Source organism: Amycolatopsis sp. NPDC006125, from assembly GCF_040614195.1.
GTDB classification, from domain to species: Bacteria; Actinomycetota; Actinomycetes; order Mycobacteriales; family Pseudonocardiaceae; genus Amycolatopsis_E; species Amycolatopsis_E tucumanensis.
On record NZ_JBEXTZ010000087.1, the window covers coordinates 1 to 21797 of the forward strand.

The 21797-nt window shown below is 72.6% G+C and carries 21 protein-coding genes; 9 read left to right on the forward strand and 12 right to left on the reverse strand.

Annotated features, from left to right (window positions below):
• Positions 1 to 283: 283 nt before the first annotated feature.
• Entirely contained in the window at positions 284 to 421 is a 138-nt protein-coding gene (locus ABZ193_RS33085) for a hypothetical protein (protein WP_354712653.1), read from the reverse strand.
• 278 nt (positions 422 to 699) lie between these two features.
• Between ABZ193_RS33085 and ABZ193_RS33090 the strand changes: the two genes are divergently transcribed.
• Positions 700 to 2358 carry a bifunctional 3'-5' exonuclease/DNA polymerase gene (locus tag ABZ193_RS33090; protein WP_354712654.1) on the forward strand — a complete coding sequence of 553 codons (1659 nt, stop codon included), beginning with the start codon at positions 700 to 702 and terminating at the stop codon, positions 2356 to 2358.
• Here the strand turns inward: ABZ193_RS33090 and hrpA are convergent, their stop codons facing one another.
• Positions 2359 to 6231: an ATP-dependent RNA helicase HrpA gene (gene hrpA / locus ABZ193_RS33095; protein WP_354712655.1), complete on the reverse strand. Its 3873-nt coding sequence runs from the start codon at positions 6229 to 6231 to the stop codon at positions 2359 to 2361.
• 145 nt (positions 6232 to 6376) lie between these two features.
• Complete coding sequence (locus tag ABZ193_RS33100; RefSeq protein ID WP_354712656.1) at positions 6377 to 7540, reverse strand: lactate 2-monooxygenase; 1164 nt, start codon at positions 7538 to 7540, stop codon at positions 6377 to 6379.
• A 199-nt stretch (positions 7541 to 7739) separates the two neighbouring features.
• Here ABZ193_RS33100 and ABZ193_RS33105 point away from each other — a divergent pair, with 199 nt between their 5' ends.
• Entirely contained in the window at positions 7740 to 8318 is a 579-nt protein-coding gene (locus ABZ193_RS33105) for an HNH endonuclease family protein (RefSeq protein ID WP_235716289.1), read from the forward strand.
• A gap of 34 nt (positions 8319 to 8352) precedes the next feature.
• Positions 8353 to 9327: a MerR family transcriptional regulator gene (locus tag ABZ193_RS33110; RefSeq protein WP_354712657.1), complete on the forward strand. Its 975-nt coding sequence runs from the start codon at positions 8353 to 8355 to the stop codon at positions 9325 to 9327.
• Here the strand turns inward: ABZ193_RS33110 and ABZ193_RS33115 are convergent.
• Entirely contained in the window at positions 9248 to 10429 is a 1182-nt protein-coding gene (locus tag ABZ193_RS33115) for a cation:proton antiporter (RefSeq protein WP_237335953.1), read from the reverse strand. The genes ABZ193_RS33110 and ABZ193_RS33115 overlap by 80 nt on opposite strands.
• 72 nt (positions 10430 to 10501) lie before the next feature.
• Positions 10502 to 10822, reverse strand: a complete 321-nt coding sequence (locus tag ABZ193_RS33120; RefSeq protein ID WP_354712658.1) for a hypothetical protein — start codon at positions 10820 to 10822, stop codon at positions 10502 to 10504.
• 158 nt (positions 10823 to 10980) lie between these two features.
• Between ABZ193_RS33120 and ABZ193_RS33125 the strand changes: the two genes are divergently transcribed.
• On the forward strand, positions 10981 to 12198 hold the full coding sequence (locus ABZ193_RS33125; protein WP_354712659.1) for a Bcr/CflA family multidrug efflux MFS transporter: 1218 nt from the start codon (positions 10981 to 10983) through the stop codon (positions 12196 to 12198).
• A 1-nt stretch (position 12199) separates the two neighbouring features.
• Positions 12200 to 12592, forward strand: a complete 393-nt coding sequence (locus ABZ193_RS33130) for a hypothetical protein (protein ID WP_354712660.1) — start codon at positions 12200 to 12202, stop codon at positions 12590 to 12592.
• Here ABZ193_RS33130 and ABZ193_RS33135 read toward each other — a convergent pair.
• The 5 genes from ABZ193_RS33135 to ABZ193_RS33155 form a co-directional block, all read right to left on the reverse strand.
• Positions 12573 to 12884 (reverse strand): hypothetical protein, encoded by a 312-nt coding sequence (locus ABZ193_RS33135; RefSeq protein WP_354712661.1) that lies wholly within the window; start codon positions 12882 to 12884, stop codon positions 12573 to 12575. The two genes, ABZ193_RS33130 and ABZ193_RS33135, sit on opposite strands and share 20 nt — an antisense overlap.
• An 11-nt stretch (positions 12885 to 12895) precedes the next feature.
• Positions 12896 to 13282: a hypothetical protein gene (locus tag ABZ193_RS33140; RefSeq protein WP_020422524.1), complete on the reverse strand. Its 387-nt coding sequence runs from the start codon at positions 13280 to 13282 to the stop codon at positions 12896 to 12898.
• A gap of 149 nt (positions 13283 to 13431) precedes the next feature.
• On the reverse strand, positions 13432 to 14181 hold the full coding sequence (locus ABZ193_RS33145; protein WP_020422525.1) for an NBR1-Ig-like domain-containing protein: 750 nt from the start codon (positions 14179 to 14181) through the stop codon (positions 13432 to 13434).
• A gap of 117 nt (positions 14182 to 14298) precedes the next feature.
• A complete protein-coding gene (locus ABZ193_RS33150) occupies positions 14299 to 15642 on the reverse strand; it encodes an FAD-binding protein (protein WP_354712662.1) in 1344 nt (447 codons plus the stop codon).
• A gap of 43 nt (positions 15643 to 15685) precedes the next feature.
• On the reverse strand, positions 15686 to 16906 hold the full coding sequence (locus ABZ193_RS33155; protein ID WP_354712663.1) for an FAD-dependent oxidoreductase: 1221 nt from the start codon (positions 16904 to 16906) through the stop codon (positions 15686 to 15688).
• Positions 16907 to 17039: 133 nt separating this feature from the next.
• On the opposite strand from ABZ193_RS33155, the gene ABZ193_RS33160 reads away from it, so the two are divergent.
• Positions 17040 to 17240 carry a hypothetical protein gene (locus ABZ193_RS33160; protein WP_017984299.1) on the forward strand — a complete coding sequence of 67 codons (201 nt, stop codon included), beginning with the start codon at positions 17040 to 17042 and terminating at the stop codon, positions 17238 to 17240.
• Here the strand turns inward: ABZ193_RS33160 and ABZ193_RS33165 are convergent, their stop codons facing one another.
• A complete protein-coding gene (locus ABZ193_RS33165) occupies positions 17241 to 18245 on the reverse strand; it encodes a glycoside hydrolase family 172 protein (RefSeq protein WP_020422528.1) in 1005 nt (334 codons plus the stop codon).
• Positions 18246 to 18304: 59 nt separating this feature from the next.
• Here ABZ193_RS33165 and ABZ193_RS33170 point away from each other — a divergent pair, with 59 nt between their 5' ends.
• From ABZ193_RS33170 to ABZ193_RS33180, 3 genes are read left to right on the forward strand one after another with little or no spacing between them, the layout of a single operon-like run.
• Complete coding sequence (locus ABZ193_RS33170; protein WP_020422529.1) at positions 18305 to 19126, forward strand: ABC transporter ATP-binding protein; 822 nt, start codon at positions 18305 to 18307, stop codon at positions 19124 to 19126.
• Between the two features lie 11 nt (positions 19127 to 19137).
• Positions 19138 to 19794 (forward strand): O-methyltransferase, encoded by a 657-nt coding sequence (locus ABZ193_RS33175; protein ID WP_354712664.1) that lies wholly within the window; start codon positions 19138 to 19140, stop codon positions 19792 to 19794.
• Positions 19791 to 20180 (forward strand): NUDIX domain-containing protein, encoded by a 390-nt coding sequence (locus tag ABZ193_RS33180; protein WP_237335961.1) that lies wholly within the window; start codon positions 19791 to 19793, stop codon positions 20178 to 20180. The genes ABZ193_RS33175 and ABZ193_RS33180 overlap by 4 nt, the downstream gene beginning before the upstream one ends.
• On the opposite strand, the gene ABZ193_RS33185 is transcribed toward ABZ193_RS33180, so the two are convergent.
• Positions 20170 to 21765 carry a transglycosylase domain-containing protein gene (locus tag ABZ193_RS33185; RefSeq protein WP_354712665.1) on the reverse strand — a complete coding sequence of 532 codons (1596 nt, stop codon included), beginning with the start codon at positions 21763 to 21765 and terminating at the stop codon, positions 20170 to 20172. The genes ABZ193_RS33180 and ABZ193_RS33185 overlap by 11 nt on opposite strands.
• Between the last annotated feature and the right edge of the window lie 32 nt (positions 21766 to 21797).

Below are 21797 nucleotides of genomic sequence, written 5' to 3' on the forward strand. Positions count from 1 at the left end.
GCCGCACGAAGCGGGCAACGCAGGCATGCGCGGGGGCGCGGGCCGCCCGGGAAACATGCCGACAACCGCGACAGTGCGGCAGCCAGAGCGGTACGGGCCTGAAGCGCCCGAGGCATCGCAGCGCGAGAGCCGCCGCGAGGGCGCGGCAGAGCGCGAGCGGCGCGGCAGAGCGCGAGCGGCGCGGCAGAGCGCGCAGTTAGCGCGGGGCGCATCAGCACCGGGCGTAGCGCGGGGCGCGGCAAGACGCGCAGTTAGCGCCAGTCGTCCAAAGCGCCAAGCGCCTTCAAAACACGGCAGCGCCAAGCGCCGAGCGCAGCCAAAACGCGGCAGCGGCGAGCGTCAAGCGCAGCCAAAGCGCGAGCTGCGGCGGGCCAGCGAGCGCGCAGCGCATGCCCTGAACCCAACCCAGCTGGGTGGTCATCCCGTCGCCTGACACTGGACGATCACCTTGAGCCAGGGCCGCAACCCAGCCGCCAACCGCAGGCCGAACATGCCAACCTTGCGGCCCTGGCTCAAGGTGATATGCCCAAACCGGAAGGCGACGGGATGACCTCCCAGCCACCCACCCGAGGCGAGACGACAACGGTCCCCTGGGCATCCCGGAGCCTGCCCGTCCGGCGAGGACTATCCCTTGATCTTCAAAGCCCGGCAGGGCGACGCGCGCCGAAAACTGTCGTACCCCCAGCGCACAATGAACAGGTGCAGGTCATCGTCACGCGAGAGGAGGACGGCGACTTCCTCGTATCCACCCCCACCGAGCAACAGCACCTACCCGAGCACCACCTGGCTAAACACCTCGAGAACCTGGAGCGGACCGAAAACCCCCGCTGGGTCTTCCCCTCGGTCCCACAGCTCTACCCCCTCCTCCTGCGCTCCAACCTCCGCCTGCGGCGCTGCCACGACCTCGCCCTCACCGAAGGTCTCCTGCTCGCGGCAGAAGGCAAAGCCGGTCAGCCCAAGGCACTGCCCGCGGCCTGGGCTCGGCTCCACGGTCAGGAACCACCACCGGACGCGCCCGGCCACGCGGACGCCCAGCCGGCCCTCTTCGAGACCCGCGGCTCCGGCCTCCCGCCCGGCACGAGCGTCGCCGAGGCGGCTGCCGCTGTGCTCGCCGACCAGGAGCGCCGCATGAGGCACGTCGAGCACCCGGAGCGCTTCCGGTTGCTCGTCGCCGCCGAATCGGCCAGCGCGCTCGTCGCCGAAGAGATGCGAGCCGACGGGTTGCCGTGGCGGGCCGACGTGCACGACGCCCTCCTGACCGAACTGCTCGGGCCCCGCGTGCCGGCCGGCCACCGGCCCAAGAAACTCGTCGAGCTGGCGGCGCGCATCACCGAGGCCTTCGGCGGCAAACCGGTGAACCCGGACAGCCCGCAGACCATCGTGCGCGCGTTCGGCCGCGAGGGCATCTCCATCCCCTCCGCCAGGGCACACGTCCTGCGCGACGTCGACCACCCGGCCGTCCCCCTGCTCATCGAGTACCGCGAACTCTCCCGCCTGCATTCGGCCAACGGGTGGGCGTGGCTGGACGAATGGGTCGCCGACGGGCGGTTCCGGCCCGAGTGGGTCGTCGGCGGCGTGGTGTCCGGCCGGTGGGCCAGCAGCGGCGGCGGCGCACTCCAGATCCCCAAGACGCTACGCGTGTGCGTGAAAGCCGACCCCGGCTGGAAACTCGTCGTGGCCGACGCCGCCCAGCTCGAACCCCGCGTGCTGGCCGCCCTCTCCGGCGACCGCCGCCTTGCCGAAGCCTCCGCCTCCACCGACCTGTACGCCCGCCTGTCCGAAGCCATGTTCGCCGGCACGATGACCCCCGAAGCCGGGCGGCCCCGCGCGAAGATCGCCATGCTGTCCGCGATGTACGGCGGCACCGCCGGCGAGGCCGCGTCGCTGCTCGCCCTGCTGCGGCAGCGCTTCCCGGACGCCGTGTCCTATGTGGAGCGTGCCGCGCAAGCCGGGGAACGCGGTGAGCGCGTCCGCTCCCGGCTCGGGCGCGTCTCCCCCGCGCCGAGCGAAGCGTGGCGCGCCCTCACCGGCGGCGCGAACGAGGACGAGACCCGCGCCCGCCAAGCCGCCCGCAACTGGGGCCGCTTCACCCGCAACTTCGTCGTGCAGGCCAGCGCGGCCGACTTCACCGCGGTGCTGCTCGCCACCCTGCGCCGCAAGCTGCCCGAGCCCGCCCACCTGGTGTTCTTCCAGCACGACGAGGTCATCGTGCACACGCCCGAGGACCTCGTACCCGCCGTCGAAGCCGCCATCGGTGAATCCGTACCCGAGGCCGCCGCGCTCACGTTCGGTGCCGCCTGCCCCGTGCACTTCCCCATGCAACCGGTCACCGTCGACACCTACGCCGACGCCAAATAGCTAAGCGGCCGCCTTGTCCAGCGCCCGGATCACCCGCTTCAACGACACCGGGTGCGCCGTGCCGAGGGTCTGCGCGAAGAAACTCACCCGCAGCTCCTCGATCATCCACCGCACCTCGAGCAGCTCCGGCCCCGGCGACACACCCGGCGGGAGCGCGGCGACAGCCGCCTCGTACTCGCCCGTCACCCACTCGACGTCACGCAGCAGCTCGACGTCCTTCGCGCCCGTCGACGGCAGCTTCTCCACCCGCCGCCCGATCCCACGCAGGTACCGGACCAGGTGCGGCAGCCGGTCGAACCCGGTCGCCGTGACGAAACCGGGGTACACCAGCCGCGACAGCTGCTGCCGCATGTCCGCCAGCGACTCCGCCGGCCCACGCGCGCCCTCCAGCGCCACCTCGGCCTCGTTGGCGGCCTTCAGGACCTTCTCGACCTCGGTGAGCACGTCCAGCACCACCGGGTTCAGCGCACCGCGCACCTTCTCCAGCAGCACCGCGAACCCGGCCTCGTCCCACACCGGGCCGCCGTTGTCGGCCATCAGCTTGTCCACCGCGCAGTCGACGCAGTCCTCCAGCAGCGCCGCGACACTGCCGTGCGGGTTCCGGCTCAGCGTCAGCTTCGCCTGGTTGGTCAACGCCCTGTTGATGAACTTCATCGGCGAGGGCATGTTGAGCCGCAACAGCTTCCGCGTGCCCTGCCACATCCGCTGACGCTGCTGCACCGGCGTGTCCAGCATGCGCACGGCCACCGTGTCGCCCTCGTCGACCAGCGCCGGGTACGCCTTCACCTGGTGCCCGCGCCGCTTCCCGGCGAACACCCGCGGCAGCTCGCCGAAGGCGGGCGTGGTCAGGCCGGCCCGCTCGATGCTGTCCGCGGCCGCCGAGATCGTCGCCCGCACCTCGCCGCGCAGCTCCTCCTTGAGGACCGCCAGGTCCTTGCCCTCGGCAAGCTTGCGGCGCTTGTCGTTGACCACCCGGAACGTCATCCGCAGGTGGTGCGGCACCGCGTCGAGCTGCCACGCGTCCGGCGGCACCGCGACCCCGCGCAGCGCCTCCAGCTCGCGGGCCAGCACGTCGAGCAGCGGGCCGTCCTCGGGGCCGACCCTGGACAGCACGTGCGCGGCGGTGTCCGGGGCGGGCACGAAGTTGCGCCGCAGCTGCTTCGGCAGCGACTTGATCAGCGCCGTGACCAGCTCCTCGCGCAACCCCGGCACCTGCCAGTCGAACCCGTCGGGCGCGACCTGGTTGAGCACGGCGACCGGGATGTGCACGGTGACACCGTCGGCGTCCGCGCCCGGCTCGAACTGGTAGGTCAGCGGGAACCGCAGCGAGCCCTGCGTCCAGGTGTCCGGGTAGTCCGATTCGGACACCTGCTGCGCGGCCTCGTTGAGCAGCATGGCCTTTTCGAAGTTCAGCAGGTCCGGCTGGGCGCCGCGGACCTTCTTCCACCAGCTGTCGAAGTGCCGCGCGGACACGACTTCCGCGGGGATCCGCTGGTCGTAGAACTCGAACAGGGTTTCGTCGTCGACCAGCAGGTCGCGGCGCCGGGCCCGGTTCTCCAGGTCCTCGACCTCGTCGAGCAGCGCCCGGTTCTCCTTGAAGAACTTGTGGCCGGTGTCCCAGTCGCCCTCCACGAGCGCGTGGCGGATGAACAGCTCGCGCGAGGTTTCCGGGTCGATGCGCCCGTAGTCCACCTTGCGGCCGACGACCAGCGGCACCCCGTACAGCGTCACCCGCTCGGAGGCCACCACCGCGCCGCGCTTGCGTTCCCAGTGCGGCTCCGAGTAGGTGCGCTTGACGACGTGCTGCGCCAGCGGCTCGATCCACTCCGGCTCGATGCGCGCGTTGACCCGGCCCCACAGCTTCGACGTCTCGACCAGCTCCGCCGACATCACCCAGCGCGGCTGCTTCTTGAACAGCGCCGAGCCGGGGAAGATCGCGAACCGGGTGCCGCGCGCGCCGAGGTAGTCGCCCTTCTCCGGGTCCTTGAGCCCGATGTGCGACAGCAGCCCGGCGATCAGCGCGGTGTGCACGCGCTGCGGGTCGGCAGGCTCGGAGTTGAGCGTGACGCCCAGCGGTTTGGCGAGCTGCCGCAGCTGGCTGTAGATGTCCTGCCACTCCCGCACGCGCAGGTAGTTCAGGTACTCCGCCTTGCAGCGCTTGCGGAACTGGCTGTTCGACAGCGTCTTCTGCAGCTCCCGCAGGTACTCCCACAGGTTCAGGTAGGCCACGAAGTCCGAGGACTTGTCGGCGAACCGGGCGTGCTGCTGGGCCGCGGCCTCCTGCTTGTCCGCGGGGCGCTCGCGCGGGTCCTGGATGGACAGCGCGGCGGTGATGATCATGACCTCGCGGACGCACCCGGTGCGCGCGCCCTCCAGCACCATGCGGCCCAGACGCGGGTCGACGGGCAGTTGCGCGAGCTGACGGCCGATCTCGGTGAGCCGGCGCTCCTTCGCAGACTCCTCCAGCGCGCCGAGTTCCTGCAGCAGCTGGACACCGGCGGTGATCTGGCGGCGGTCCGGCGGGTCGACGAACGGGAACGCGGCCAGGTCGCCCAGGCCGAGCGAGGTCATCTGCAGGATGACCGACGCGAGATTGGTGCGCAGGATCTCCGGGTCGGTGAACTCCGGCCGGGACAGGAAATCCTCTTCGCTGTAGAGCCGGATGCAGATACCGTCGGAGGTGCGGCCGCAGCGGCCCTTGCGCTGGTTGGCCGAGGCCTGCGAGACCGGCTCGATCGGCAGCCGCTGCACCTTGGTGCGGTGGCTGTAGCGGGAGATGCGCGCGGTGCCCGGGTCGATGACGTACTTGATGCCCGGCACGGTCAGCGACGTCTCGGCGACGTTGGTGGCCAGCACGATCCGGCGGCCGGTGTGGCGGCTGAACACGCGGTGCTGGTCCGCCGCGGACAGGCGCGCGTACAGCGGCAGCACCTCGGTGTTGCGGAGGTCCATCTTGTTCAGCGCGTCGGCGGTGTCGCGGATCTCCCGCTCGCCGGAGAGGAACACGAGGATGTCGCCGGGGCCCTCGGCGCACAGCTCCTCGACCGCGTCGGCGATGGCGGTGACCTGGTCGCGGTCCTCGGAGGCCGGGTCGTCCGGGTCGACGATCGGGCGGTAGCGGACCTCGACCGGATAGGTGCGGCCGGAAACCTCCACGATCGGCGCGTCGCCGAAGTGCTTGGAGAACCGCTCCGGGTCGATGGTCGCCGAGGTGATGATCACCTTGAGGTCGGGGCGCTTCGGCAGGAGTTGCTTGAGGTAGCCGAGGATGAAGTCGATGTTGAGGCTGCGCTCGTGGGCCTCGTCGATGATGAGCGTGTCGTAGCGGCGCAGCATCCGGTCGCTCTGGATCTCGGCGAGCAGGATGCCGTCGGTCATCAGCTTGACCATGGTGTCGTCGCCGCTGGAGTCGGTGAAGCGCACCTTGTAGCCGACCGTGCTGCCCAGCTCGGTCTTCAGCTCCTCGGCGATGCGCTCGGCGACCGTGCGCGCGGCCAGGCGGCGGGGCTGGGTGTGCCCGATCTGGCCGCGCACGCCCAGGCCCAGCTCGAGGCAGATCTTCGGCAGCTGGGTGGTCTTGCCCGACCCGGTCTCGCCCGCGACGATCACCACCTGGTGGTCGCGGATCGCGGCGGCGATGTCGTCCTTGCGCTGGCTGACCGGCAGCTCGTCCGGGTAGCGGATCTCCGGCGCGCGGCGGCGCTGCACGCGGGCCTCGGCGGCGTCGATGTCGGCGGCGATCTCCCGCGCGACGCGGTCCTTGTCGCGCGCCCGGCGGGCGCCGTCGAGCCGGCGGCGCAACCGGTGCTCGTCGCGCAGCATCAAGCCGGGCAGCCGGGCCCGGAGGTCTTCGAGGGGGGATCGCGTAGACATACGGCCTCCAGGATAGCTCCGCGCGATCCGGCCGGCCTGCGAATATGTCCGCACCGCACCTGGAGTGGCCGGAGTGCTCGCCGTCACCGGGAGCGCGGCGGTGCCGGTGCCCGGGAACCGCTCGCGTCGCGGCTGCTCGGTGTGCTCAGGACCGCTGCAGCGACTCCGGCCCCAGCTCCGCGACCGAGCGGTGCCCGGTCAGCCCCAGGGTGAGGTCGAGGTCCGCGAGCAGGCTGCGCAGCACGTGCCGCACGCCGTCCTCGCCCGCGTGGCCCAGCCCGTACACCCAGGGCCGCCCGACGAGGACCGCCTTCGCGCCCAGCGCCAGCGCCTTCAGGATGTCCGCGCCGGTCCGCACGCCGGAGTCGAACAGCACCTCGATGCGGTCCCCGACCGCGCTCGCGATCGGCGGCAGCGCCTCCAGCGAACCGATCGCGCCGTCGACCTGCCGTCCGCCGTGGTTGGACACCACGATGCCGTCCATCCCGGCGTCCACCGCGCGCCGCGCGTCGTCGGGGTGCTGGATGCCCTTCAGCACGATCGGGCCGTCCCAGTGCTCGCGCAGGAACGGCAGCTGGTCCCAGCTGTGGTCGGTGCCGGTGAACAGCGACACCCACCGCAGGATCGCCGACGGCATGTCGTCCTCCGGCGCCTTCTCCAGCAGCGCGCGGAAGGCCGGGTCGGACAGCGGCGTGGCCAGGCCCTCGCCCTTGAGGAAGGGCAGGTAGGCGGAGTCGAGGTCGCGCGGGCGCCAGGCCAGGGTCCACGTGTCCAGCGTGACGACGAGCGTGGTGTAGCCGGCCTTCTTCGCGCGGGTCAGGATGCTCGCGGTGACGTCCGAGTCGGCAGGCCAGTACAGCTGGAACCAGCGCGGGCCGTCGCCGGAGGCCTCGGCGACCTCCTCGATCGTGCGCGACGCCGCGGTGGACAGGATCATCGGCAGGCCCAGCGCCGCCGCGGCCCGCGCCGTCGCCAGCTCGGCGTCCGGGTGCACGATCGACTGCACCCCGACCGGCGCGAGCAGCACCGGCGCGGGCAGCTCGGACCCGAGCACCCTTGCCGACGTGGTGCGCGCGGTGGCGTCGGTGAGCATGCGCGGCACCAGCTTCCAGCGGTCGAACGCCGCGCGGTTGGCATCCATCGTCGCGCCCGAGCCCGCGCCGCCCGCCACGTAGCCGTAGGCCTCCGGGGTCATCACCTCGCGGGCCGACTCCGCCAGCCGCGCCGGGTCGGTGGTGAACGGCGGCTTCGTCCCGCCGAGCCCGTGCAGGTAGATCTCGTTCTGGTAGCCACCGAACCGCTCGGCCACGCGAACCTCCTCGTCGACACGCCGGAGACCGCAGCGTACCGCCGGTACTTGATCAGGGGTGGTGGAAGCGACGGACGTTGCTCCGACACGCCGGAGGCGTCCGCGTACCGCCGGTACTTGATCACTTAACCTCACCGGCGTGAAGGCGCGGGTGTGGGTGCCGCTGGTGGTGGCGGTCGTGGTGGCGGTTCTGGTGGTGGTGTGGCGGCCGGGTCCGGTGCCGCCGTCGAAGGCGAATCCGGCGACGGATCCGGGCGTGGCGCGGCAGCAGCTCGCCGAGCTGCAGGTGAAGCCGCGGGGCACGCTGAACGGCTACTCGCGGGAGAAGTACCCGCACTGGGACACCGTCGAGGGCGCCTGCAACACCCGCGAGGAGGTGCTCAAGCGCTCGGGCACGAACGTCGTCGTCGGCAAGGACTGCTCGCCCACCTCCGGCACCTGGGTCAGCCCCTACGACGGCGCGACCTGGACCAAGGCGTCCGATGTGGACATCGACCACATGGTGCCGCTCGCGCAGAGCTGGGTCAGCGGCGCGTCGGCGTGGACGCAGGACCAGCGTGAGGCCTTCGCGAACGACCTGGTGCGCCCGCAGCTGTGGGCGGTCACCGACAACGTCAACCAGTCGAAGAGCGACAAGGCGCCGGACGAGTGGCGGCCGCCGCTGGAGTCGTTCTGGTGCACCTACGCCACCGACTGGATCGAGGTCAAGCACTACTACCGGCTGAGCGTCACCACCGCGGAGCAGGCGGCGCTGACCGACATGCTGAACCGCTGTTGACCTTCGAGCCACTGGAAGCCGCAGAATCGGCGGCATGCTGACCATCAGCGCGTTCGCGCGGCTGGCCGGGCTCACCCCGAGCGCGCTGCGCTTCTACGACGACTGCGGCGTGCTCACGCCCGCGCGCGTGGACGAGACCACCGGCTACCGCTACTACCGCGAGGACCAGGTCGAACGCGCGGTCCGGCTGCGTGAACTGCGGGCGGCGGGCCTGCCGCTGGCGCAGGTCACGACCGTGCTCGACGGACCGTCGAGCGAGGCGCGGGCGGTGCTGGAGGCGCACCGGCAGCGGCTGCGGGAGGACTTCCGGGCCGCGTCGGCGGCGGTCGGGCGCCTGCTGCCGGGCCCGGTCCGGGTCGCCGGCCTCGACCTGGCGAGCGCGATCCGGCAGGTCGCCCCCGCCGCGGGCGCGCCGCTGGACTTCGTGCTGATCGAGGCCGACGGCGACGAGGTCCGCGTCGTCGCCACCGACCGCTACCGGCTCGCGCTGCGCGTCCTGCAGCCCGTGCACGGCGGCACCGGCCGGTTCGTCGTGTCCGCCGGTGAGCTGGCCGCGCTCGGCCCGCGGCTGGCGCGGCAGGACGAGGTCACCCTCGACGGCACGACGCTGCCGCTGCTGGACCAGGACTTCCCGGACTACCGCGCGGTCCTCGACGCCCTGCCCGTCCCGGCGCAACGGGTCGTCGTCGACCGCGTCGCGCTCCGGGACGCGCTGCCCGCCGACCGCCCGGCCGAGCTGGTGCTCGGGCCGGACCGGCTGGCCGTCGGCGGCACGGTGCTGCCCGCCGTCTGCGGCGACGAGCTGAGCATCGGGTTCGACCCCGCCGTGCTGGGTGCGGCGTTGGAGTCAGGCGTCGGGCCCGACGTGCTGCTGGAGTTCGCCGGGCCGCTGCAGGTCGCGCGCGTCCGCTCGGCCGACCAGGGCTCGTTCACGACACTGGTGATGCCCGTCGCGCTCGGAACAGCCGGGCCAGGTTCTCCGACCGCAGCACCGCCAGCGGGCCGATGATCGCGAGCAGCAGCACGTAGCCCGCCACGAACGGCGCGACGCGGGAGTCCAGCCCGGCCGCCGCCGCGAGCGTGGCCAGCACCAGCGAGAACTCGCCCCGGGTGAGCACGGTCAGCCCGATGTTCAGCCCGGCCTGGCCGTCGAACGAGTGCAGCTTCGCCGCGATCGCGCCCGCCGCGAGGTTCAGCGCGAGCGTCAGCGCCACGGCGATCAGCACCGGCACCACGACCGTGCCGACGGCGCCCGGGTCGATGCTGAGCCCGAAGATGAAGAAGAACAACGCGCCGAACGCGTCCCGCAGCGGCAGGACCAGCTTGTGGATGCGGGGCGCGACCTTCGAGCCGCCGAGCATCATGCCGACCATGAACGCGCCGATCGCGTCGGAGACGCCCAGCTCCTCGGCGACCGCGGCGCCCAGCACGGCGACGCCGACGAAGCACACGGTCAGCAGCTCGTCGTCGGCCGAGCCGAACAGCTTCGACACCAGCCGCCCGCCCCAGCGGGCCAGCGCGGCGAGCGCCAGCAGGAAGCCGAGTGCCTTGCCGAAGTCGGCGAGCGCGGGCCAGAACGAGTCGGCGCCGGAGAGCACCGGCTGCAGCAGCGCCAGGTACAGGGCGAGGAACAGGTCCTCGATCACGATGATGCCCATGATCAGGCGCGATTCCGGGTGCCGCGTGCGACCGGTCTCGACCAGCAGTTTGGTCACGATCGCCGACGACGAGATCCCGATCGCGCCCGCGATCACCAGCGCCTCGCTGGAGCCCCAGCCGAGCAGGAACCCGAAGGCGAGCCCGCCGCCGATGTTGAGCGCGAGGTAGACCAGGCCCGACACGGCGAGCTTGCGGCCGCCCTTGGCGAGGTCGTCGAGCGAGAACTCCAGGCCCAGGTAGAACAGCAGGAACACCAGGCCGAGCCCGGCGAGCACGCTCAGCTCGCCGGGGTCGTGCACCAGCGACAGGCCGGGGGTGTTGGGGCCGAAGATGAACCCGGCCAGCATGAACAGGGGGATCGTGGGCAGCCCGATGCGGGCGCCGGCTCTGGCCAGCACGCCTGCGGCGAGGAAGGCGCCGCCGACGGCGAGCAGCGCGTGTCCGGTTTGCATGTGGTGAAGTCCCTCCAGGGCATGGCGAAGCGCACCGCAAGTCGGCGCGGTGTGCGGATGGGGTCCGGGGCGTTACCTGGAGGGCGGCGCGCGGGCGCCGAGAGCGGTGCCCTGATCACGGGCAGGTGGCGGGCCGGCAGGCGACGGCCGGTCTTCCGCGTGGCCGCGCGGTGGTTCCACGCCGACGACCGGCGGCAGGTCCGCGACCGGCAGCGGGGTGGCCGTGACGTGCGGCAACGGCTCCGCCGCGAGGGCTGCGATGCCGTCCGGCGCGGACGGGTGCGGGTGGCTCTCCGGCGTCGTCGGCGTGATGAGGCTGAGCAGCAGCAGGGCCAGGACGAGCAGGCCGCGGACGGACCGGTGCCGGGCTTCCGTTCCCAGCTTCCGCCGCACGGCACTCCCCTCGACATCGGTCCGGTTTGTCCAGTATACCAGACAGTTGAGTCCACTGTGGACTGATCGCGTCCGGGTGTTCCGCACCACAGCGGGGAATGCGAACGCGATCTCCGGTGTTCGTTGTTGCCGGGTGGATCTGGTCGAGTGGAGGCGGAGTGAGCACGACAGCGGTCACGGCACCGGCGAAGACCAGACGGACACCCGGAACCCTGCGGTACGCGCTGATCCTCGGCGGGCTGTCGGCGTTCGCGCCGCTCTCGATCGACATGTACCTGCCCGCGCTCCCCCGGATGGCCGACGACCTGCGCAGCTCAGCGCCGACGCTGCAGCTCACGCTGACCGCGTTCATCATCGGGCTGGCGCTGGGGCAGCTGATCGCCGGGCCGCTGTCGGACTCGCTCGGCCGCCGCCGTCCGCTGCTGGCCGGGCTGGTGCTGTACGCCGCGGCGTCGGTGCTGTGCGCGGTGAGCCCGACGGCGGAACTGCTGATCGTGGGCCGGTCAGTGCAGGCACTCGGCGCGGCGGCCGGGATGGTGATCGCGCGGGCGTGCGTCCGCGACCTGTTCGCAGGCACCGCGATGACGAAGTTCTTCTCGATGTTGATGCTGGTCAGCGGGCTGGCCCCGATCCTGGCGCCGGTGATCGGCGGGCAGGTGCTGCGGCTGACGTCGTGGCGCGGGGTGTTCGTGGTGCTGGCCGTGTTCGGCGCGGTGCTGCTGGTGGCCGCGGCGCTGGCGATGCCCGAGACGCTGCCTGCCGAGCGCCGCCGCCCGGCCCGGATCGGCTCGACGCTGCGCGGGTACGGCGTGCTGTTGCGGGACCGGTCGTTCGTCGGGTACGCGCTGTCGGCCGGGCTGATGTTCGCCGGGCTGTTCGCCTACATCTCCGCGAGCTCGTTCGTGCTGCAGGACGTGTACGGGCTGAGCCCGCAGGAGTACAGCCTCGTGTTCGGCGCGAACGGGCTGGGGATCGTGATCGCCGGGCAGGTCAACGGGCGGATCGTGGGCCGCGTGCGGGAGCGGACGCTGCTGACGGTCGGCCTGTCCGCCTCGGCGGCCGGCGGTGTCGGCGTGCTGGCGGCGGCGCTGGCCGGGCTGCCGCTGGGGGTGCTGCTGGCGCCGCTGCTGGTGATGGTGTCGAGCATCGGGCTGGTCATGCCGAACGCGTCGTCGCTGGCGCTGGCCGAGCACCCGCACAACGCCGGGGCGGCGTCCGCGCTGCTCGGCGTGATGCAGTTCGTGGTCGGCGGGCTCGCGACGCCGCTGGTGAGCATCGGCGGCGAGGCGAGCGCGGTGCCGATGGGCGTCGTGATGGCCGCGTTCGCCGTAGTGGCGCTGGTGGTGTTCGGGACGCTGACCCGGCGGCGGGCCTGACGTGCCCTACGTCTCGCCCCGCACCCCGGCGTGGGCGGCGCGCCCCGCGTTGTTCCTGCTCGGCGTGCTGTTCGTCCCCCTCGGCGGGAGCCTCGTGCTCGACGGGCACGGCTTCGGGTTCGTGTTCGCGGCGATGGGCCTGCTGTTCCTGGTGGCGTGGTGGTTCATGCAGCCGGAGCAGCCCACCGCGCGGGCGCGGCGCCGGCAGCGGTGGGCGTGCTCGCTGAGCTTGGTGACCGCGGCGCTGGTGGTCACCGCGGTCGTGTTGTTCCTCGGCACCGGCGCGCACCGGCCCACCTTCGCCGAACTGGCGCCCGCGATCGGCGTCGGCGTCCTCGCCGTCGCCGCGCTGGCCGCGCGCGTGGTGGTCGGCGTCAGCGGGCGACGGTCTTGACGATCCCGCCGTTGTCCGGGAAGTCGATCCCGCCGCCGCACTCCAGCTTCGTGCCGTTCTTGAAGTAGACGGTGATGGCGCCCTTGCACTCGAACGCCTTGAAGCCGGCCCAGGTGCGGGTGCCGGGCTGCAGGCACAGGGCGTCCTTGCCGAAGCGGCGGATGTAGCCCGAGTAGCCCTGTCCGCAGGTGGTGATGATGTCCGAGCCCGTCACCGGCGCGGGGGTGGCCGACGCCGGCACGGGCAGGGCGGCCGCGGTCGCGGCGATGGCCGCGATCAGGAGGGTGCGCATGTCGTGGCCTTTCAGTAGCAGCGGGCGGAGGAGATCGCGTAGGTGTAGTTGTTCGACAGGTTCGACGTGACGTCGAAGGCGATCTCGTAGCCGATGGGCGGCTCGCCGAACACGTCGGTCTTGACGGTGTGCTCCTTGCCCGGCGCGATGACGCCCTTCCACAGCTGCTTCTTGCGGGTGACGTCGCGGATCACCAGCGCGAGGCCGCGGTAGTCGTGGTTGTGGACCTTGATGTGGATGACCTGGTCGGCGGCCACCCCGGCGGTGGTGGTGCGGCCGCCCATCAGCGAGCCGCCCGCGCACACCTTCTCCGCGGCCGCGGCCTGAGGCGCCACGAGCAGCGGGAGTGCCGCGGCGAGGGGCAGCGCGGCGGCGAGTGTCCTGATCGATTTCCGCATCCGGGATCTCCTTCGTCGGTGGTACTGGCGCCGACGCTAGGGAGGTCTGGACCACTGGCGGAAGACTCGCGACGGCCACACCGCGTCCGGTGGCCAAATCCGGATGTCCACGCAGGTCAGGGCTTTGACCACCGAGGCGGGTGGCCGAATCAGCCGGCCACCCGGACGTAGAAGTACGCCGCACGGGTGCCCGGCAGGAGCAGCCGGCCCGCGCTGTCGGTCATCTTGAAGTACACCTGGCAGTAGCCGGGCTCGTCCGGCGCGCGCACCTCGACCGACACGCGCGCGGACTGGCCGGGCGGCGTGTCCGGGACGGGCACCACCGCGGGCGTCTGGCAGCCGTCGCCGGGGCCGAAGCCGCCCTCGCGCCGCAGTGAGCGGTCCACCCACGGCACGGTGCCGGTGTTGCGGAACTCCCACGTCTTGACGAACCGCGCCCCGGTCGGCACCACGGTCCCGTCCGGGACGGTGACGTCGCCGGCGAACTCGGACTCGTCGCCGGGGACCAGCGGCGGGAGCGCGGCGGGCGCCTCTGGGTCCGGGTCGCGCAGCAGGACGACCCCGGCCGCGACGCCGATCGCGAGCACGACGGCCGCGGCGGCCACCGGAAGCTTCCAGCGGCGCGGGGCGGGCGGCGGGTTCGCGACGCCGTCGCGGACCCGTTCCCAGTCGGCGCGCCAGCGGGCCCGGACCTCGTCCTCGTGCTCGCCGAGCACCCCGACGGCCAGCACGCGGACGAACTCCCAGGTGGTGTCCCAGGACGGCAGGCGCTGCCCCCGCGCGGCGGCCGAGAGGGCGGACTTCGAAGCGAGCGCGCCGAGTTCGGTGCGCATGCGGTCGTAGGAGGGATCGCCCGCAGAGCGCTTGAGGGCCCACAACCGGTGCGCGAACGCGGCCACCGGACCCCCCGAGGGATCCGGACAACTGGCGACGCGGCCCCGCCGGGCTGCTTGGTTGATCACGAGGACCGAGGGTATTGGCGGGGTGCGCCGATCGGGTGCCGCGCAGGCGCAGGTTCAGCCGAGCAGGTGGCTCTCCCGCAGGTGCGCCAGCAGCTCGTCGCGGGGCGGGCCGGGCGCCTTCGGCGGTCCGAGCGCGGCCAGGATCGCCGCGATGCGGTCGTGCAGGGCGGCGTCCTCGTCGAACACCGCGACCCGGTCCAGCAGTCCGATCCGGCGGACCGTCCGGCGCAGCACCAGGTCGTCGTGCGGGGCCGCGGCCAGCGCGCCGGCGAACGAGAACATCGGGTAGTCGCTGTCGGGACGGGCGAGGTCCACCGGCTCGCCCCGCCAGCGCGCGGACCGGCCCGCGTCGATGCCGCACGCCAGCGCGTGCCGTTCGCGGGACTCCGGGCCTGCCTTCGCGCGGAAGCACTCCGCGAGGTCGCCGGGTGCCTCCGCGGCCGCGTCGGCCAGGACGCGTGCGTGCGCCAGGGCGAACGACAACCCGTAGGCGAAGGCCGGGTCGGTGTGGCAGAAGGCGTCCCCGACCGCGAGGAGCGCCGTGGACCGGGTGTGGTCGACGTTGCGCAGGCCGCCCATCGGCATGACACCGGTGATCGGCTCGGCGAAGTCCGGCGAGGTCATCACGTCCAGCGGCGTGATCGTGGTGCAGACCGCCTGCCAGACCTGCTCGAAGCGGAGCACTCGCAGGTCGCGGTCCTCGCTCGGGACCAGGATGATCACCGCGAACGTGCGGTTGTCGCCGCGGAAGGTGTTGAACCCCAGGTAGCCCAGGTCGCCGCGCGGGTTCAGCAGCGGCGCGTCCAGGTATCCGGCGCCGGGCCGCAGCCGGAAGTACCGGCAGTAGTAGACGGCGCCGCAGTCGGTCGGCTCCCCCGCGGCCTCCGGCCAGCCCGGCGGCCGCCGGTAGCGGCCGAGCGCGTCCACGATCACGTCGCCGGGCACGGGCTGCCCGTCGGCCACCACCGAGCCGTCGTCGGACAGCCCGTCGACGTGCACGCCACCCCGCAGGTCGACGGCCGGTTCCGCAGCCACCGCGCGACGCAGCGCCCACTCGATGAGCGGGCGGCGCGCCCACAGGTAGACCAGGTCCTCGTCGCCCGGTTCGGGGGGCCCGTGCAGCTTCGCCGTGAGGTCCTGTTCGCTCGCGCCGGCCTCCGCGAGCGAAGTGAGGACGTCCGGCGCGTGCTCGGCCAACAGCTTCCGGCCACGGGGCAGGAAGGTGTGAGGCTGGAAGTAGTGCGGGATGCCGCGGCGCTCCAGCGCGAAGGCGCTCTCCGGCGGCCCTGCGGGATCCGGCGCGTCCCGCTCCAGGACGATCGCGTCGTGCCCCGCCCTGGCCACCGCCAGTGCTGACGCGAGTCCGGCCACACCACCGCCGGCCACGACGAATCGCATCGTCCGACGCTAGTTCTCCGCGGTGCCGCGGACAACGCGTTCCTCACCCGAGTGCGGCCAGGTCCCCCTCGCGCAGTTGCTCCGCCGTCACCCTCACCTCGCCGTCCACCAGCGCCTTCAGCGCGTCGCCGTCGTCCCACATGTTCACGTTCATCGCGGCCGTCACCTGGCCATCGCGCAGCCAGAAGGCGGTGAACTCGCGTTTGGCCAGGTCGCCGCGGACCACCAGTTCGTCCCGCTGCGGGTCGGCGATGCCGCGGTACTCGCAGCCCAGGTCGTACTGGTCCGTGAAGAAGTACGGGGTGCGGGTGTACTGCTCCTGCCCGCCGGCCAGGTTCGCCGCCACGTGGGTGCCCTGGTTCTTCGCGTTCGCCCAGTGCTCGACGCGGATGCGGCGCCCGTACCGCGGGTGCCACTGCGCCGCGATGTCCCCCGCCGCGTACACGTCCGGCGCCGCCGTGCGCAGGGACGCGTCGACGGCCACCCCGCCCTCGTCGGCCAGGTCCAGGCCGGCCGCGTGCGCCAGGTCCACCCGAGGCTTCGCGCCGACCGCGACCAGCACCACGTCCGCGGGCAACTCGCTGCCGTCCGCCAGCCGCACCCCGGCCACGCCGCCCGGCCCGCCGGTCACCTCGGTGATGCCGCTGCCGAGCCGCCACCGCACGCCGTGCTCGGTGTGCAGGTCGGCGAACACCTTGCTGATCTCCGGCCCCAGCACCCACAGCGGCCCGGGCAGCACGTCGACCATCGTCACGTCGGCGCCGTGGTGGCGCGCCGCCGCCGCGGCCTCCGTCCCGATCCAGCCCGTCCCGATCACCACCACCCGCGGCGAGCCGGTGAACGCCGACCGCAGGGCGAGCGCGTCGTCGAGGGTCCGCAGCGTGTAGACGCCCGGCAGGTCCACCCCGCGCACCGGCAGCGTCCGCGGCTGCGACCCGGTCGCCAGCAGCAGCCGGTCGTAGGGGTGCCGCCCGCCACGCGCGTCCAGCACCACCCGCGCGCCCAGCTCGACCCGCGTCGCGCTGGTGCCGGAGCGCAGGTCGATGCCGTGCTGCGCGTAGAAGTCCGCGTCCCGCACCCAGTCGGGCTCGTCGCCCTGGCCGAGCAGGACCTTCTTCGACAACGGTGGCAGCTCGTAGGGCGGGTGCGCCTCCGCGCCGAGGACCACCACCTCGCCGTCGTAGCCGTTCTCCCGCAGCGCCGCCGCGGCCGACGCGCCCGCGAGGCCCGCGCCGACGATCACGATCCGCCTGGGCTCGGACATGGGCCGCTCCTCATCCGTGTGATCCGTGCCACCCGACGCTACTGCGGACATTTTTTCCGCGCCACCGCGTCACGCCCGCCCCGCTGGGCCGTCCCACTGTCACCTGCAAGACCACCGAAGGAAGGCGACGGACGTGGCGGCTCGAGACGAATGGTCGATCAGCTGCCGGGACCTGGCCGGCAGGCGACGCGACCTGACTGTGTTCGTGAGCAGCGGGCGTGTGGTCCTGGTGGCGCCGCCGGGCGAAGCCGCGGTGCTCGAACCGCTCGACGTCGGCAGGCTGCGCGCCGCACTGCGCGATGCCGTCGTCGTGGTCGGCGAACGGTCCCAGTAGTCACTCCAGGTCCGCGACGGCCGCGGCCACGTCGACCGGCGGCACCGGCTGCGCCCGCTCGCACACCGTGAACGCGGCGGCGCAGTAGTCGTCGACGCGTTCGACCAGGCCGCCCCGGTCGGCCCCGATCTGCTGCAGCGTCACCTGCAGGTCGGTGCTGAACATGACCGGGTCGAGCACGTGCCAGCGGTAGAACCCGACGTACTTCGGAATCGGCCCGCGGCCGGACACCTCCAGCGGCGCGCCCGCGTACAGCCCGGCGTGCGGGCCCATCCCCCACGCCGAGCCGACGTAGTCCTCCAGCCCGGTCCCGCAGATCGTGGGGAACTCGCGGTCCCCGTCGCGGTAGACCTTCACCTCGCCCTCGCCGTACCACTGGCCGCCGTCGATCGGCCGCACCCCGCCGACCCAGCCGAGGAACCGGCCCGGCCCGCGCAGCCCCTCGGTCACCACGAAGTCCCGCTTCGACACCGTCGGGTTCTCCCGGCGGAAGCCCACGTGCAGCCGCCCGGACGCGGATTCGCCGAGCGTGTAGTCGATCTGGAAGTACAGGACGATCGGGTCGGGGTTGCCGTTGACCAGGTCCACGTGGATGCGTTCGCCGAAGGCCATCGGCACGTAGCTGTTGAAGCCGCGGGCCTCGGGCATGCTGGTCAGCGCGCTGGAGTAGGCGACGGGACGGCCGTGCGGCGAGCCGAAGAAGTCCAGGCACGGCACGGACACGCTGGGGTAGGACAGGCCGCCGTAGCGGACTTCGAGGTAGACGGCGCGCATGCGGGCCGGCCGGTCGGGCGGGAACGTCATCCAGATGTGCCGGATCGTCCCAGGCCCGGCGAGGTCGGCGAGGGTGACGCGCTCGCCGCCCTCGATCACCCGGCTGGGAGCGCCCTTGCGGCCGCCTCCGGCGCGGCCGCCGGCGCCGCGCTCCCCGGTGGGGTTCTCGAACGTGACCGCCCGCGAGTCGAGCACGGGCGTGACGCGAGTCAGATCCGTGACGTCGAACACCCTGTCAACGTAGGCATGATCCGTACCGTTCGCCAGACTTGTAGGTTAGCCTAACCTCTATGGCCCAGACCGTGGATCTTGTCGCCGAGCCGACCACCAGCACCCGGCTGCACGGTGACGGCCTGACGTTGGGGTACGACGGCCGGGTCGTCGCCGAAGGGCTCTCGGTCACCATCCCGGACCAGTCGTTTACCGTCATCGTCGGGCCGAACGCCTGCGGCAAGTCCACGCTGCTGCGTGCGCTGAGCAGGCTGCTCAAGCCGCGGCAGGGCATGGTCTACCTGGACGGCGAGGTCATCACGTCGCTGCCGGCCAAGCAGGTCGCGCGCAAGCTGGGCCTGCTGCCGCAAAGCTCGATCGCGCCGGACGGCATCACGGTCGCCGACCTGGTGTCCCGCGGCCGGTACCCGCACCAGCGGCTGCTGCGCCAGTGGTCCCGCGAGGACGCCGACGTGGTCGAGCGGTCGATGGCCGCGACCGGCGTGTCCGAACTGGCCGACCGCATGGTCGACGAGCTGTCCGGCGGGCAGCGGCAGCGCGTGTGGCTGGCGATGGCGCTCGCGCAGGAGACCGAGCTGCTCCTGCTGGACGAGCCGACCACGTTCCTGGACATCGCGCACCAGATGGACATCCTCGACCTGTGCGCGAAGCTGCACGCGGAGCAGGGCCGCACGCTGGTCGCGGTGCTGCACGACCTCAACCACGCGGCCCGCTACGCCACGCACCTGATCGCCATGCGCGGCGGCGAGGTCCTCGCGACCGGCACGCCGGAGGAGGTCGTCACCGCGGAGCGCGTCGAGGAGATCTTCGACCTGCCGTGCTCGGTGATCCCGGACCCGGAGACCGGAACTCCGTTGGTCATCCCGAAGGCGCGCCGGTAGTTTCGGCTCTTGTGAGCCAGGACGTGTGGAGCGCGGTCGACGACTACGTCGGCCGGACGCTCATCCCAGCCGACCCGGTGCTCGACGACGTGCGGGCGGCCACGGCCGACGCCGGGCTGCCCCCGATCGCGGTGTCCCCGGCGCAGGGCAAGCTGCTGCACCTGCTGGCGCGGATGCACGGCGCCCGCTCGATCCTGGAGATCGGGACCCTCGGCGCGTACAGCACGATCTGGCTGGCGCGTGCGCTGCCGCCGGACGGCAGGCTGGTGACGCTGGAGGCGGACCGCAAGCACGCGCAGGTGGCGGAGAACAACCTCGACGCGGCCGGGTTCGGCGAGGTCGTCGAGGTCAAGGTCGGCACGGCGCTGGACACGCTGCCCTCCGTCGAGGGGCCGTTCGACCTGATCTTCATCGACGCGGACAAGCCGAACAACCCGGAGTACTTCCGGTGGGCGCTGCGGTTGTCCCGGCCGGGCTCGGTGATCATCGTCGACAACGTGGTGCGGGACGGCGCGCTCGCCGACGCGGACAGCACGGACCCGGCGATCGTCGCGACCCGCGAGATGCACGAGCTGATCGCCGCCGAGCCGCGGGTGGAGGCCACCGTGGTGCAGACCGTCGGCCAGAAGGGCTACGACGGGTTCACGCTCGCGCTGGTGACGGAGTGATCGACAAAGTCGCCTGGCTGCGGGTGGAGTCCGGCCGCGTGCTGGCGGCGCGCTCGCACGGCAAGTCGGCCTGGTACCTGCCGGGTGGCAAGCGCGAGCCCGGTGAGAGCGACGTGGCGACACTGGTGCGCGAGGTCGCCGAGGAGCTGTCGGTGTCGATCGACCCGGCGACCGCGGTGCACACCGCGACGATCGAGGCGCCCGCCGACGGGCAGGCGCAGCTGCTGCGGATGACCTGCTACACCGCGGATTACCGGGGCACGATCACGCCGTCCGCCGAGATCGCGGAGGTGGCCTGGCTCGGTTACGCCGACCGCCACCGCGGTTCCCGCGCGTTCCAGCAGGTGTTCGAGGAGCTGCGCCGCCGCGGGGAGCTCACCGCGTAGACAGCTCCGGCGACATCACCTCGCGCCAGATGTCCGACGGCAGGGTGGCGCCGGTCAGGGGCACGCCGTCGCGGTCGGCGCGCGGGCGTTCCTCGTCGCCGCCGACCCACACCAGCGTGGCCATCGACGTGCTCGCGCCCGCCATCCACGCGTCGGACGTGCCGTACTCGCCCGGCACGCCGCCGGCCAGCAGGGCCGCCTCGCGAGGCAGCGCGGGCACCGGCGTGGTGTCCTGGCGCCACACCACCTCGTCGCCGCGCCGCAGCTCCGCCACGAAGTGCGGCGCCACCCGCAGACCGCCGCTCGCGAAGGTCGCGAACACGCCGGCCAGGTCCAGCGGCCGCAACCGGTAGGTGCCCTCGGCGATGGTCGACGCGATCCGCACCCCGTCGGGCGCGGTCAGGGTCCGGGCGCCGTCGAGGAACTCCGGGATCCCGGCGTCGTAGGCAGCCTGCCGGATCTTCGGGCCCGTCACCACGGGCGGGTCGTCGGCGCGGGCGCGGAACTCGGCCAGCTGCACGACCGGCCGGAACGCCGAACCCGGGCGGCGCGGGGTCACAGCGTAGTCCGTCACGCCCCAGTTCCCGCCCGCGTACGCGGCGACGCCGCCGTCGCCCGGCCGCACGGACACCACCGCCGCCCGCAGCTCCGCGGGTTCGCCCGCGAGCCGGTCGCGCACCGCGCGCTCCGCACGGTTCTGCGCGTCGCGGTCGAGCGTCAGGCGCACCGTCAGGCCCTCGCGGCGCAGCCGTTCCAGCGGCCACCCCCGCGCCTCCAGCTCGGTGAGCACCTGCTGGCGAATGTGGTAGTCGCTGTAGGAGGTCCGCCCGGCCCGCGTCTCGTCCGGGTCCAGGACCTGCGGATACGCCATGCCGGACCGGTCGGCCGGCGAGACGTACCCGCGCTCGGCCAGCTTGTCCGCGGCGTAGGCCCAGCGCCGCGCGGCCTGCTCGGGCCCCACCGTCGCCGGGTCGTGCCCGTACGGCGCCTGCAGCATTCCCGCCAGGAACGCGGCCTCGCTCCACGAGATGTCCGCCAGCTGCTTGCCGAAGTAGGCCTGCGCCGCGGCGGCCGGGCCGTGCGTGTTGCGGCCGAAGGAGATGATGTTGACGTAGCTTTCGAAGATCTGTTCCTTGCTCTGCCGGTTGGTGATCTTCGTGGCGAGCACCAGCTCCTTGAACTTGCGGAACAGCGTCGCGTCGTCCTCGCCGGTGGAGTTCTTGATGTACTGCTGCGTGATTCCCGACCCGCCGCCGACGCCGGTCACCATCGCACGCGCGATCCCCGTCGGCTCGAACCCGCCGTTGGTCCAGAACGTCGGGTCCTTGACGGCGACGATCGCGTCGACCAGCTTGCGCGGGATCTCCTCGTACGGGGTGAAGGTGCGGTCGCCGTCCGGCGGCACGACCCGCATCAGCTCGGTGCCGTCGGTGTACTGGACCACGACCGTCTTGTCGAGCTCGGCCAGCACCTCCTGGGGGCTGCGCACGTCCCACACCAGGTAGCCGATCGCGAACGCGATCGCCGGCACCCCGACGACGAGCCCGGCCAGCACGTACGCGACCCGCCGGACCCGTCGCCACACCCGCCTGCGTTTGTTCTCCACACACCACAAAC